Origin of the sequence: Novacetimonas hansenii, from assembly GCF_014843995.1 — a bacterium.
GTDB lineage: Bacteria > Pseudomonadota > Alphaproteobacteria > Acetobacterales > Acetobacteraceae > Novacetimonas > Novacetimonas hansenii.
The window spans coordinates 1,358,742-1,372,795 of the sequence record NZ_CP062147.1 but is presented as its reverse complement, the minus strand read 5'-3'; the positions used below and the strand labels follow the sequence as shown (position 1 = coordinate 1,372,795).

At 62.2% G+C, this 14,054-nt stretch carries 9 protein-coding genes; 4 read left to right on the top strand and 5 right to left on the bottom strand.

What is annotated here, in order from left to right; genetic code table 11:
* Positions 1 to 84: 84 nt before the first annotated feature.
* Positions 85 to 1,380, bottom strand: a complete 1,296-nt coding sequence (locus IFJ82_RS05970) for a DUF445 domain-containing protein (RefSeq protein ID WP_003620773.1) — start codon at positions 1,378 to 1,380, stop codon at positions 85 to 87.
* 151 nt (positions 1,381 to 1,531) lie between these two features.
* Between IFJ82_RS05970 and IFJ82_RS05965 the strand changes: the two genes are divergently transcribed.
* Entirely contained in the window at positions 1,532 to 4,333 is a 2,802-nt protein-coding gene (locus IFJ82_RS05965) for a phosphoenolpyruvate carboxylase (RefSeq protein WP_192265916.1), read from the top strand.
* 3 nt (positions 4,334 to 4,336) lie between these two features.
* Complete coding sequence (locus IFJ82_RS05960) at positions 4,337 to 5,173, top strand: MBL fold metallo-hydrolase (protein ID WP_192265914.1); 837 nt, start codon at positions 4,337 to 4,339, stop codon at positions 5,171 to 5,173.
* A 486-nt stretch (positions 5,174 to 5,659) separates the two neighbouring features.
* Here IFJ82_RS05960 and fusA read toward each other — a convergent pair whose 3' ends face one another.
* The 4 genes from fusA to IFJ82_RS05940 form a co-directional block, all read right to left on the bottom strand.
* On the bottom strand, positions 5,660 to 7,747 hold the full coding sequence (gene fusA, locus IFJ82_RS05955) for an elongation factor G (RefSeq protein ID WP_003620779.1): 2,088 nt from the start codon (positions 7,745 to 7,747) through the stop codon (positions 5,660 to 5,662).
* A gap of 206 nt (positions 7,748 to 7,953) precedes the next feature.
* Entirely contained in the window at positions 7,954 to 8,256 is a 303-nt protein-coding gene (gene rpmB / locus IFJ82_RS05950; protein ID WP_003620780.1) for a 50S ribosomal protein L28, read from the bottom strand.
* Between the two features lie 201 nt (positions 8,257 to 8,457).
* The gene (locus IFJ82_RS05945) at positions 8,458 to 8,751 is read right to left on the bottom strand and encodes a hypothetical protein (protein WP_075595082.1); all 294 of its coding nucleotides are present in this window, start codon (positions 8,749 to 8,751) and stop codon (positions 8,458 to 8,460) included.
* A gap of 143 nt (positions 8,752 to 8,894) precedes the next feature.
* Positions 8,895 to 10,733 (bottom strand): ABCB family ABC transporter ATP-binding protein/permease, encoded by a 1,839-nt coding sequence (locus IFJ82_RS05940; protein ID WP_062809081.1) that lies wholly within the window; start codon positions 10,731 to 10,733, stop codon positions 8,895 to 8,897.
* A gap of 168 nt (positions 10,734 to 10,901) precedes the next feature.
* Here IFJ82_RS05940 and IFJ82_RS05935 point away from each other — a divergent pair, with 168 nt between their 5' ends.
* The gene (locus IFJ82_RS05935) at positions 10,902 to 11,771 is read left to right on the top strand and encodes an NUDIX hydrolase (protein ID WP_075625063.1); all 870 of its coding nucleotides are present in this window, start codon (positions 10,902 to 10,904) and stop codon (positions 11,769 to 11,771) included.
* 177 nt (positions 11,772 to 11,948) lie between these two features.
* Positions 11,949 to 14,018, top strand: a complete 2,070-nt coding sequence (locus IFJ82_RS05930; RefSeq protein WP_192265912.1) for a S9 family peptidase — start codon at positions 11,949 to 11,951, stop codon at positions 14,016 to 14,018.
* The last annotated feature ends 36 nt before the right edge of the window (positions 14,019 to 14,054 follow it).

Here is a 14,054-nt window from a genome sequence, read left to right as displayed (position 1 = left end):
ACCAGACTGGTACTGATTTACTCAGTTCCAGATGGGACACCTGCCGCGGTTCGTCAAGTTCATTTGCACCATCATGATACTTTCCTAGCCGATACCGGTGCCGAATATAAGCTGTAGTAACACCGACAGGCCGCATCCGGCCAGAAACCCGACCAGCGTCCCGTTGAAGCGTACATACTGCAGATCGCGCCCGACCCGCAGTTCGAGCCGGTCGCTCAAGGCGTTCGCGTCCCACCCCGCAACGACCGAAGCAATAAAACGTGACATGCTGTCGCGCAGGAACGGCAGGCTGCTGTTGACCATGCGCTGCGCCGCATTGTTCACGCGCTGGCGCATCTGTGCATCATGGTACATCTGCTCTGACAAACGCTGCAACGCGTCACGCACGATGGATGCGGTCCATCCCTCCTCCCCCCGGGCGATGTCGGTTTCGATCACCTGCCGCAGACGGTGCCAGATATCCCCACTCCATCCCCGGATGCTGTCATGCGACAGGACGCCCATGATCGTGCCCGTCAGGTCACGGCGGCGTTCGGGGTCCTGTTCGATCCGGTCGATCTCTGAGCGGACCCATGCGGTAAATCCTTCGCGCAGTTCAGAGTTCTGCGGGTCAACCCGGTCCAGCTCCTCGCTTGCCGCGGTCAGGACCTTGGTGGCGATGGAACCACCAATGGCCCAGCCAAGGATGCGCCCGCCCTGTTCGCGCACGCGCTCCTCGATCATCTTGCGCAGGGAGGGTTCCTTGGACTTCAACCCGTCCTTGAGCCGCATGAGCAGGAAGGACAGCACCTCCTGATGGCGGTCCCCATCAACCAGCGCACGCATGCTGCGGATCATGATGGGGGCGATTTCCTCCCCACCCAGCAGGCTGGGCACCAGACGGGAGATCGCATTGCTGGCCCGCCCGTCCTCCAGCCGGTCCAACATGTGCGGCACCGCGCCGATAACCGCGCGGTTCACGGTGGAAATGGTCTCCGGGTCCTTCAGGACGTCGCCAATGACGCTGGGCAGGTCGATGCGCTGCATCGCCACCGCCACATCCTTTTCGGTAAAGACGTTGGTGGAAACGAACCGCCCGAGCGCCTGGGCCAGGCGTTCCTGCTGCGCGGGCAGGATGGCAGTATGGGGAATGGGCAGCCCCATGGGGCGGCGGAACAGGGCCGTGACCGCAAACCAGTCCGCAAGCCCGCCGACCACCCCGGCCTTTGCCCCAGAACGCAGGACGTCGAGCCATGCATGGTCAGCCATCACCCCCGATGCCGGCAGGGCATAGCCCGCGACCGTCAGGCCCGCCATCCCGACGAGCAGCCCGGTTGCCGACCATTTGTAACGTTGTAGGACGCGCCAGGCATCCCTGTCGGCTTGTGGAATGTCGTTCATGAACCTTTTGATACCATTGTGTGTCCCCAGACCCAAGATGTCGTGGTGGGGAACCTCCAAATACACGTGAACACAACCTTGTGGCGATTGCGAAGCGACCGCGAACATGGGACGTTGGTACATCATGCAATTTTCAAGACAGGATCTTCTGATGTCCCAGGCCTCTGCCCCTCATGCAACAGACATGCTGCAGCAGCAGGCCCGCGAACTTGTGGCGATCCCTGCCCTTTCCGACAACCCGGTCATGACGCTGGCACGCAGCATCGGACAGCAGATCGACCGGGGCAGCCTGTCGACCGACGCGCTGGAGGCCTGGGTCCGCCGCCTGCGCGACGCCGCGTTCGCCCGCCGCGCCTGCCATATCGCCGCGTATGTCGGGGGGGTGGATGATGCCGTCATCGACCAGCGCATGCGTGACGTGGCGCGCCGCATCATGCAGCCCGACCCAAATGACAGCCCGGTGCCCATCGCCCGGTTCCGCGCCGCGACCGAACGCAGCCGCTTTGCCGCCGTATTCACCGCGCATCCCACGTTTGCGCTGGCCACCCCCGTCTATGACTGCCTTGCCGACATGGCGACGCAAAACCCGCAGCAGCCCCCGACCGATGTCCCGGCATTCATAACGCATCGCCGCGCCGCGCCGCCGACGCTGGATGAGGAATTCACGCTGGCGACGCAGGCGATCCTGCGCGGGCGCAATGCACTCGATCGCCTGACGCGGGTTCTCCTGACCGAGGCACGGGCACACTGGCCGCAACTTTGGGCCACGCTGGCGCCGCGTCCCATTATCATGACAAGCTGGGTCGGATACGACACGGACGGACGCACCGATATCGGGTGGTGGGACACGCTGCGGCTGCGGCTGCGCATGAAGCACATGCAGTTAACCCGCCTGAATGCACAGATTGGCCCCGTCGCCTCCGTCCCCAATGACCTGCACGAACGCGTCAATCGCGCCATACAGGCGGTGGAGGCACAGATCGCCGCATGCCCCGGCAGTGCCGACCCGCAGGCGGTGGCCGATTTTGCCGCGGTCCTGATCGGCCGCCGCGAAGAGGCCATGACCAGCAGCAACGACCTCGCCCCCACTTTTGCCGAAGCCATTGATGCCGCGACGCCGGACGACAAGATGACGCTGGCGGTCGCACGCGCGGGTTTCATGGCCCATGGCCTGTCGGCGGCGCATACGCATGTACGCCTCAATTCCACGCAATTACACAATGTCGCCCGCCAGCGCCTGGGCATTACCGACAATCCCGATATCCATGCCCAGCGTCGCGCCCTGATCGCACGCATTGACGAGGCGCTGGATACGACGCAGCCAATCGACATTGATTTCGGCTCCCTGCTGGTGGAACAGTCAACGGCGGGGCGGCTGATGATGACGGTGCGCCAGATCCTGCACCATATCGACCGCACCACGCCCATCCGTTTCCTGATCGCGGAAACGGAAACCGGCTATACGCTGCTGACGGCACTGTGGCTTGCGCGCCTGCTGGGCGTGGAAGACATGATCGAAATCTCCCCCCTGTTTGAAACGCAGGACGCGCTGGAACAGGGGGAACACCTGATCGAAGAAGCGCTGCATTCACCGCACTGGCGTGCCTACCTGCATCGTACGCGCAAGCTGAGCCTGCAATTCGGTTTTTCGGATTCGGGACGTTATGTGGGACAGCTTGCCGCGACCTACCTGATCGAACGGCTGCGGCTGAAGGTCTGCGACCTTCTGCGGCAATGGGACCTCGCCTTTGTGGAAGTCATCCTGTTCGACACCCATGGGGAAAGCATCGGCCGCGGGGCACATCCCTACAGCCTTACCGAACGTTTCGACTATCTCTCCCCCCCGCATGCGCGCATGCGTTTCCTGCAGGCAGGCATTCGCCTGCGCGAGGAAACGGCCTTTCAGGGAGGGGATGGCTACCTCCTGTTCGGGACGCAGCCACTTGCGGATGCAACCGTCAGCGTGATCGCGGAACACGCCTTTGCCACGACCTCCATCGACGAAGACCCGGTTTACGACGAACCCGATTTCTCTGCCGACTTCTTTTCCGCCATCGCGCGCGGCATGACAGGACTGGTGGAGGATCCAGGCTATGCCGCGCTGCTGGGTGCGTTCGGGCCGTCTCTGATCGACAAGACGGGTTCACGCCCCTCCGCCCGGCAGAGCGATACGGCCGCCATCACCACGCGCATCCGCCATCCCAGCCAGTTGCGCGCCATCCCCAACAACGCCATCCTCCAGCAGCTTGGCTGGTGCGCCAATACGTTGCAGGGGCTGGGCACGGCGGCCGCGCGTCATCCCGATACGTTCGAGCGTTACCTGAACGACAGCCCGCGTTTTCGCCGTGCGCTGGATTTCGCCGCCCATGGCCTGGCCCATTCCAGCGACGGCGTCCTGCGTGGTGTGATCCGGCTGCTGGACCCGGACATGTGGTTGCAACGCGCAACGGCGCATCACGACCCGAAACGGCAGGATGCGTGCCTGACGCTGATGCACGGGCTGGAACGGCTGGATTTCTGGGCCTGTACGCAATCCATGTTCCGCCGCCTGCAATCGGACCATCTGGCGTTACGCAACGCATGGCCCAGCGCACCACGGATGGAGGCGGATGAAATGCTGCTGCATGCCATCCGCATCGCCATCATTGAACAGATATGGATGCTGTCCACCCGGATCCCGTATTTTGCGCCGCGCAATGCGTTCACCCGCGACGTGCTGACGGCGAAGGTCCTGTGCCTCGAAATCCCCGATGTGCTGAAGGAGCTGGAGCATATCTTCCCCTATCACGCGGACCGCAGCTTCGACCTGGATTTCCATGAACCGCACGGACCCCGCGATGAAGGGACGTATATGCGCGAATACACGGAAATTTTCGAACCGATGCAACGGCTGTTCACACTGGTGCGCGAAATCAGCACCGGCGTGATGCACCATGTCGGGGCCTTTGGCTGAATCATGTCGCGATATGACTGGCGCGTGGTGGAAGCACCGCCGCCCTATGGCGTGGCGATCGCGGCGACACCCGCGATCCGCCGCGTGGTGGCCAACAATCCCGGTCCCATGACCGGAAACGGGACCAACACATGGATTGTCGATCATGCGGGGGGATGCGCCGTCATTGACCCCGGAGTTGCGGATGAAGGACATCTCGACGCGGTGGTGCATGCGCTCAACGGTCGGGCGTTGACGCATATCCTTCTGACGCATACGCACCACGACCACCTTGACGGGGCTGCACCGCTGTCACATCGCACCGGCGCCCCCATCCATGCCTGGCACCGCAGCGCAGAACCAACATTCACACCCGATATAGGGCTGCATGATCTGGACATGGTCGCGGGGTTGCGGGTCCTGCACACCCCCGGCCATGCGACGGATCACATCTGCCTGGAAACCGCCGATGGCATCATCCTGACGGGCGACCATGTGATGGGATGGTCAACAACGCTGATCCCCCCTGCCCCGCATGGATCGGTGCAAATGTTCCTCGACAGTATGGAACGCCTGCTGCGACGTCGGCCACGCCTACTGCTTTCGGCACATGGGCCGGTAATTGAACAGCCGGAATCCTGCATGCGCGGGCTGCTTGGACACCGCCTGTCGCGGCATGAAAGCATCGCGGCACTGTTGCTGGCACAGCCACGCACGACAGACCAGATCGTCGATGCCGCCTATCATCACCTGCGCCCCGGCCTGCGGCGGGCGGCATTACTCAACCTGCGCGCACATCTGGAAAAGCTGCGCGACGATGGCCGCGCCATACAGGTGGGTGATAGCTGGGCGCTGTCCTGACGCCTTGCCTCATCATCGCATGACGATGGGCCACCCTGATCCTTTGCAAAGGCCAGCCGAAAACATGGCCCAGACCACATAAGAGACGGTTTGAACGGGCCGGACCTGTAATCTCCTGCCCGTCGGCCCGACAATGTCGGCAGCCACAAGGGCAGCGCGGCCCGCAAGGCCATCCGTCACCTCTGCCTGTCCATCAGGGGGCGCTGCCCCAACCCGACGGGCAACAAAAGGCGTCACCTTTAAAAAACCAAAGCCTTACCCCAGATATTTTATCTTTGTTTATCAGTGCATTATTTGAAAAAACTTCAAAAGCCCAGAAATGGCGTCACCCTTCGGGTTCCAAAACCCCGAACCTTTTGACAAATGACAGGCAATACCTGTTCCACGCTTTGAAACGGACTGCCACCTGCATCTTCCCTGCCAAAAAGAAAAAGGCCAGCCCCCAAAGGAGGCTGGCCCGTTCCTGTCTGTCCTGTCGCCCGTGGATCAGGCGGACTTGGACATGATTTCCTCTGCCACGTTGCGCGGCACCGGGTCATAGTGATGGAACTGCATCGTGAAGGATGCACGACCCTTGGTCATCGAACGCAGGTGAGAGATGTAGCCGAACATTTCCTTCAAGGGCACCAGCGCGCGCACCATGACGGTCGAGCCCGAGCTTTCCTGATTCTGGATCATGCCACGACGACGGTTCAGATCCCCAACCACGTCACCGACATGATCGTTCGGGGTGGTGATTTCCACGTCCATGATCGGCTCAAGGATGACCGGACCGGCCTTCTTCATGCCTTCACGGAAGCAGGCCTTTGCCGCGATTTCAAACGCCAGCGCGGACGAGTCAACGTCATGGTACTTCCCGTCCAGCAGCGTGAACTTGAAGTCCACCGTCGGGAAGCCAGCCAGCACGCCCGTGCTGGCCTGCATGGTGATGCCCTTTTCGACCGCCGGGATGTATTCACGCGGCACGGAACCACCGACAACCTTGTTTTCGAACGAAATACCTTCGTTACGCTCAACCGGTGCGAACTCGATCTTCACTTCCGCGAACTGGCCCGAACCACCCGACTGTTTCTTGTGGGTATAGGTTTCGGTATGCGCCTGCGAAATCGTTTCACGATACGCAACCTGCGGCGCGCCGATGTTCGCATCCACGCCATATTCACGACGCAGACGGTCGATGATGATGTCGAGATGCAGTTCACCCATGCCCGACAGAATCGTCTGGCCGGTTTCCTGATCGGTCTTCAGGCGCAGGGAGGGATCTTCACCGGACAGCTTCTGCAGCGCCAGCGTCATCTTTTCCACCGCGTCCTTCGTCTTCGGCTCGACAGAGATGTCGATGACGGGAACCGGGAAGGTCATGCGCTCCAGGATCACCGGGTCAGCAGCATCGGCAAGGGTATCACCCGTCTGGGTGTCCTTCAGGCCGACGAACGCCGCGATGTCACCGGCATGCACTTCCTTGAGTTCCTCACGCTTGTCAGCGTGCATCTGGAAGATACGGCCGATACGTTCCTTATGGCCCTTCGTGGTGTTCAGCACGGTGTCACCAGTGCGCAGCACGCCACGATAGACACGCACGAATGTCAGCGTGCCGTACTTGTCGTTGATGATCTTGAACGCCAGGCCCGCGAACTTCCCGTCGGGATCGACCGGGATGATCGGCAGCTTGTTTTCGTCAACTTCCTCGTCCTCGGGCGGGGCGATGCGGATACCCGCCACATCATCAGGCGCGGGCAGGAAGTCGATAACTGCGTCAAGCAGCGGCTGGACGCCCTTGTTCTTGAACGCCGTGCCGCACAGGACCGGGCGGAATTCACCCGAAATGGTGCCCTTCTTGATGCAGCGCTTCAGCGTCGCGACATCAACGTCACCCTTGTCGAAATATTCTTCCATCGCGGCGTCATCGACGGCCAGCGCGGTGTCGAGCAGGTTCTGACGGGCTTCCTTCGCCTTTTCCAGCAGGTCGGCGGGGATTTCCTCGTCATGGAATTTCGCGCCGAGTTCGCCGCCTTCCCAGACGATGGCCTTCATCTCGATCAGGTCAACGACACCAATGAAATTCTCTTCCACGCCGATCGGCAGCTGAAGCGGAATCGCGACGATGTCCAGCTTTTCCTTCAGCGTGTCGAACGCGCGATAGAAATCGGCGCCGGTGCGGTCAAGCTTGTTGATGAAGATGATGCGCGGAACGTTATAGCGGTCGGCCAGACGCCAGTTGGTTTCCGACTGCGGCTGCACGCCGGCGACGCCCTCGATGATGAACACCGCGCCATCGAGCACACGCAGCGAACGGTTGACTTCGATGTTGAAGTCAATGTGGCCCGGGGTGTCGATGATGTTGATGCGATGGCCTTCCCACTCGCACGTCACGGCAGCGGACGTGATGGTAATGCCGCGCTCACGCTCCTGCGCCATGTAATCGGTGGTGGTGTTGCCCTCATGGACTTCACCGATCTTGTGCGACACACCGGTGTAATACAGGATGCGCTCGGTCGTCGTGGTCTTACCGGCATCGATGTGCGCGGTAATACCGATATTGCGAATCAGGGACAGATCAGACTTGTCGGACACGGGAGAACCTCCACAAGACAACGTGGGCGCGAACGGACGGGATTCCCTTCGCGCCTGCCGGGACCGTGAGCTGCTCCCGCCCCAAAACCGCGATGGCTGGACGATGCAGACCGGCACGACGGAATAACGGGCCTGACATCGGCCAGGCCTTTACGCCACGCCCCACCCCACGCCATTCAGGGCGCGGGATGCGGGGCATGCCGCCTTCAGGCCGCGGCGGCGGCCTTGCGGACCTGCACGCGCAGGATACGACGCTTTACGGTCATCGCCTCTGGCGTCAGCTTCCGGTTGGGCGTGGACAGCAGGAATGCGTCCAGACCGCCATTATGCTCGACCGTGCGGATCCCGTTGGTGCTCAGGCGCAGACGCACCGGCGCTCCCAAGATGTCGGACAGGAGCGATGTTTCCTGCAGGTTCGGGAGGAAACGGCGGCGGGACTTGTTATTGGCGTGGCTGACGTTGTTTCCGGTCAGCACGCCTTTGCCCGTGATCTGGCAACGGCGAGACATAAGTATCATCCTCGGATAAGACTGGGGCCGAGGCACTAATGCCCGGCTTAAGGATCGTCTAGATTAGGCGCGGCTTATCGCCAAACCACCGCAATCCGTCAAGACGGATATGCCATGATTCGGCGTTTTTTGTCTGAAAACAGGGTTTTTTACCCCTGCGCCACCCTGATTCGCTGGGTCGGTGGCGCCAGAAACCATGTGTCAGTTCTTGCCCACGCGGTCATGTTCGGGGTGCAGTTCACCTGCCTGGACGCTGTGCAGCGCGTTTTCAAGCATCGCCTGCATGGCGTCCTTGCCCATGGTGCGTGACAGCAGCCCCAGCGCACCGCCCAGCAATGCCGACGAAACGGCGAGCGGCGGCAGGTTCTCGCCCAGCATGTATTCGATCGCCTTGTCCACAACGGCGCCGCAATGGCTCAGTTCTGCGGGAATGCCGCCATCCTGCCCGGCGCCTGCGGCACCTGCGTCATGGGGCGTGTTCTTTGTATCCGTCATTTCAGGAAAACTCCCTTCCGGCTGTCAGTTCGTGTCCTTCATATGGACCCTGCCCACGCCGCTGACCAGAGGGTGGCCCCATGCGCCCGCCGGCGGGCACGGAGGCATGACCCGCCCCATAATGGACAGGCCCGCCCATGGCATCAGTCCTGCACCATATGCGCCTTTGCGTTTTCTTCGGCCTGTGCGGCCCACATCCCGGCATACAGCCCCCCACGCGCAAGCAGGGCGCGATGATCGCCCCGTTCGCGGATTTCCCCTTTGTCCATCACGAGGATTTCATCCGCGTCGATCACGGTCGACAGCCTGTGGGCGATGATGATGGTGGTCCGGTGCGCCGCAACCGTGCGCAGGGCGGACTGGATTTCATGTTCCGTACGCGTGTCCAGCGCGCTTGTCGCCTCGTCCAGCAGCAGGATACGCGGGTTCTTCAGGATGGTGCGCGCGATTGCCACCCTCTGCTTCTCCCCGCCCGACAGCTTCAGCCCGCGTTCGCCCACCCGCGTGGCATAGCCATCAGGCAGCGAGGCGATGAAGTCATGGATCCGCGCAAGCCGTGCCGCCTCCTCGATCTGTGCCTGCGTCGCGCCAAGGCAGCCATAGGCGATGTTATAGCCGATGGTGTCGTTAAACAGGATCGTGTCCTGTGGCACGACCCCGATGGCGGCACGCAGGGCGGATTGCGAATAATCGCGGATATCGTGGCCATCCACCTCGATCGTGCCGGCATCCACATCATAAAAGCGGAACAGCAGGCGGCTGATGGTGGACTTTCCCGCCCCTGTCGGCCCGACAATGGCGACACGGCTGCCTGCGCGAACGTGGAAACTGATGTCATGCAGGATTTCACGCCCGGCGCGATAGCCAAAGCGTACATGGCGGAAACGGACATCCGCCGCCGGGGCCTCGTCCAGTCGCGCGGGCAGCAGGCGTGCGCCGGGACGATCCACCACATCGGAGCGTTCATCAAGCAGCGCGAACATATGTTCAAGATCCACCAGAGAGTTGCGCAGGGAGGAATAGACACTGCCCAGGAAGTTCAGCGGCAGGTAAAGCTGCATCAGGTAGGTATTGACCAGCACGAAATGCCCGACACTCAGCCGTCCCGCCTCCACATCGCGCGCGGCCATCAGCATGACCGCGATCAGGGCCACGGCGATGATTGCCGCCTGCCCGAAATTCAGCCCGTTGAGGGAAAGCTGCGTGCGGATCGCCGCCTTTTCATAACGGATCTGCGCATCCTCGTAACGCGTGCGTTCATGTGCCTCATTGCCGAAATACTTGACCGTCTCGTAATTAAGCAGGCTGTCGAGCGCCTTCCAGCTTGCCTCGCTATTGATTTCGTTCATGCGGCGGCGCAGCCCGATCCGCCATGATGTAAAGGACACCGTAAAGCCCACATACGCCATGACCGCCACCAGCATGACCACTGCATAACGCCAGTCAAACAGTCGCCAGATGACGACAATGACCATCAATGCCTCGATCAGGGTGGGCACCACGTTGAACACGCCCACCCGCAACAGCGTCTCGATCGCCTCCGTCCCGCGTGCGATGGCGCGGGTGACGCTGCCGGACTGCCGGTTGAGATGAAAGCGCAGCGAAAGCTGATGCATATGTTCGAAACTGCGCACCGCGGCGACACGGCTGATACGAAAGCGCAGGGGCGCGAACAGCGCGTCACGCAGTTCCCCCAACCCCGCCGCCAGCATACGCAGCCCCCCATAGGCCACGATCAGCAGCAATGGCAGCATCCCCGCCGAAGGCCCCGGATGCAGCGCATCGATCACCCGGCTGTAGAGATAGGGCACACAGATCGTCGCGACCTTCGCCATCACCAGCAGCACGCACACCCCCACCACCCGCAGGCGCACGCCCGGTTCACCGGGGGGCCACAGATAGGGCAGCAGGGCATGCAGGGTCTTGAGCGCAGAGGTTTCGGTATCGGACGCACGATGGTCCGTGGCACGGGAAGCAGTCATACCTTCGGATGTGACATGCCCTGACTGATTTGCAAGCCATATTCGACACCACCGCGACCAGGGCACGGTCGGGACGGCTAACGCTCGGGACGGGCGCAGGGGTAAGGGATTGTCACTCCCTGGGCCAGCCGTTATGGCAACGGGGCCCCAATATGAAATGATGGTTCCATGTCCACCGACCTGAATCCCTTTTTCCGCCACATTGCCGCGTGCAATACCGCAACCCTGCCGGGGCGGCGCCTTGCCTTCCACCTGGGCACGGCGGCTGCTGGATGGGTCGCGCCAGAACTGCTGCCTGTGCTGGTGGATCATGGCATGACGCATGCCGATGGGATCGTGACCCTGCCTGATCCCGCACGCCTGGAACATATTGCCCAGGACATGGCCCGACAGGGGATCTACCGCTCCCACCATGAACTGTTCGATGTCCGCACCGACATGGACCTGCCGCCCGTCGCGCGGATCGACCGTGGCGCGCTGCCTCTGTTCGGGCTGATGGCGCAGGGCGTACATCTCAACGGTCTGGTACGGCGCGCGCAGGGGCTGCACCTGTGGATCGCGCGCCGCTCGATGACAAAGCGGCTCGACCCGGGCAAGCTGGACCATCTTGTCGCAGGCGGCATCCCCGCGGGGCATACGCCTGCCGGGGCGCTGGTAAAGGAAGCGGCGGAGGAAGCCAGCCTGCCTGCCGACCTGCTGGCGCATGCAACACCGACAGTAAATATACGCTATGCCCTTGACCGGCCAGAAGGGCTGCGTCGCGATATCCTGCATTGTTTCGAACTGCTTCTGCCAGAGACGTTCATTCCCCGCCCCGCCGATGGGGAGGTGGAGGAATTCACCCTGATCCCGCTTTCGGAGGCATTCCGCCTGGTGCGTGACACCGATGCCTTCAAGTTCAACGTCAACCTTGTCCTGATCGACCTGTTCCTGCGCACCGGCCTGATCGACGCCACCTCTGCCGGGGGGCAGCGCCTGCGCGCGGGGCTTGATGGCTGGCGGTTCTTTGCGCCACCTGCGCCGCCACCGCACACCTGACGGGGCCTCCCTGCCCCGCCTTGCACGTCATTGCCATGACTGCCGCGCCATGAAGGCCGCCATGATCGTTGCCATAATCGTTGCCACGATCATTTCCGCCATTCGTTATTGCCATTTCACGCGGGACATGCCGCCATGGCGGGCAACCCGCCACCGAATATTACAGGACCGATGCCCATGACCACGCCCCCCGTCGCGCGCAAGATCCCCCACCGCATGGAACAGCTCGGCCGCGTGCGGGTGGATGAATATGCATGGATGAAGGACGATAACTGGCAGGAGGTGCTGCGCGATCCCTCCCTCCTGCGCGAGGATATCGCAACGCATCTGCGGGCGGAAAATGCCTACACCGCTGACATCCTGTCCGGCACGCAGGACCTGCAGGCCACCCTGGTCGCGGAAATGAAGGGCCGGATGCAGGAGGTCGAGTCCTATCCCCCACAGCCACATGGGCCATGGTCCTATGGCGTCCGTTACGACAGGGGCGCGCAATACCCCGTCTACACCCGCCATCGCACCGACGCACCGCAGCATGAACAGGTGCTGCTGGACATGAATGCATGTGCCGCCACGCACGACTATTTCGCCGTCGCCACCGCCATCCACAGCCCTGACCACCGGCTGTTCGCATATGCCGAGGATACGCAGGGGTCCGAAATCTATCGCGTGCGCATCAAGGACATCGCCAGTGGGCAGATGCTTGGCGCCCCCATCGATAATTGCAGCGGTGCATTCACATTCTCCCCCGATGCGCGCCACCTGTTCTGGATCTGGCGCGATGACCATGGGCGCCCGGCACGCGTCTATCGCCGGGCGGTCGGGTCCGATACCGACACCCTTGTTTATGAAGAACAGGATGCGGGATTTTTTGTCGGGGTGGAGGCCACGCGATCAGGGCAATGGATCATCATCACGGCGGGGAACCATGATACGTCCGAAACATGGCTGATCCCGGCGGCAACACCCGATGCGGCCCCCACCTGCGTGGAACCACGCCGTACGGGCGTGATGTACGGGCTGCATCACTGGGGCACGGATTTCGTCGTGCTGACCAATGCGGATGGGGCGGTGGATTTCACGCTGATGCTTGCCCCGCAGGATGCACCGGCGCGGGCCAACTGGCGCGCGCTGGTAGCGCATGAACCCGGCCATTACATCACCGAATGCATGACCTTTGCCAACTGGCTGGTCTGGCGCGAACGCCACGACGCCAACTGCCGCATCGTCATGCAGACCCGCACCGGGGACCGCCACGCGCTTGAACCGCGTGAGGCAGCCTATGACCTTTCCCTGTGCGGGGGGTATGAATATGACACGGTGGCGCTGCGCTACATCTATCAGTCACCCACGACGCCACGGCAATGGTTTACCTATGACATGGCGCAACGCACACACACCCTGATCAAGCAGCAGGATGTCCCTTCCGGCCATGACCCTGCCGATTATCGTTGCTGGCGGCTGATGGTGCGCGCGCCCGATGGGCAGGACGTGCCCATTACCGTGCTGGGCCGCCATGACGCACCCTGCGATGGCTCCGCACCGCTGCTGCTCTATGGATATGGGTCTTACGGCCACGCGATCGAACCCGACTTTTCCACCCGTGTGCTCAGTCTGGTGGATCGGGGGTGGTTTTACGCCATCGCCCATGTGCGTGGCGGTTCGGAAAAAGGATGGAACTGGTTCCTTGGTGGACGCGGCGCCAACAAACCAAACAGCTTCACCGACTTCATCGCCTGCGCCGAACATCTGGTGGCACGCGGCTTTGGGACGGCGGGCCGCATCGTCGCTGACGGGCGTTCCGCGGGGGGGATGGTCATGGGCGCGATTGCGAACATGCGCCCCGACCTGTTCGCGGGGATCGTCGCGGTCGTACCGTTCGTCGATGAACTCAACACCATGTCGGATGCGTCCCTGCCGCTGACACCGCCGGAATGGCCCGAATGGGGCAATCCGCTGGAGGATGCGGCGGCGTACGACCTGATTGAAAGCTATGCCGCCTATGAGCAGGTGCGGCCACGCGCCTATCCCGCCATTCTGGCGATGGGGGGACTGACGGACCCGCGCGTGACATATTGGGAGCCTGCAAAATGGGTGGCGCGCCTGCGTGAAAATACGCTGTCATCGCGCCCGGTCATGTTACGCACCAATATGGAGGCGGGACATCGGGGTGCGACAGGTCGTTTCGATTCCCTGCGCGATGCGGCCCTGATACATGCCTTTGCCATCTGGGCCATCGAAACCGCCTGAGCCCGTTCCATTGCATCGCCGCCCGGTTCCATCCGG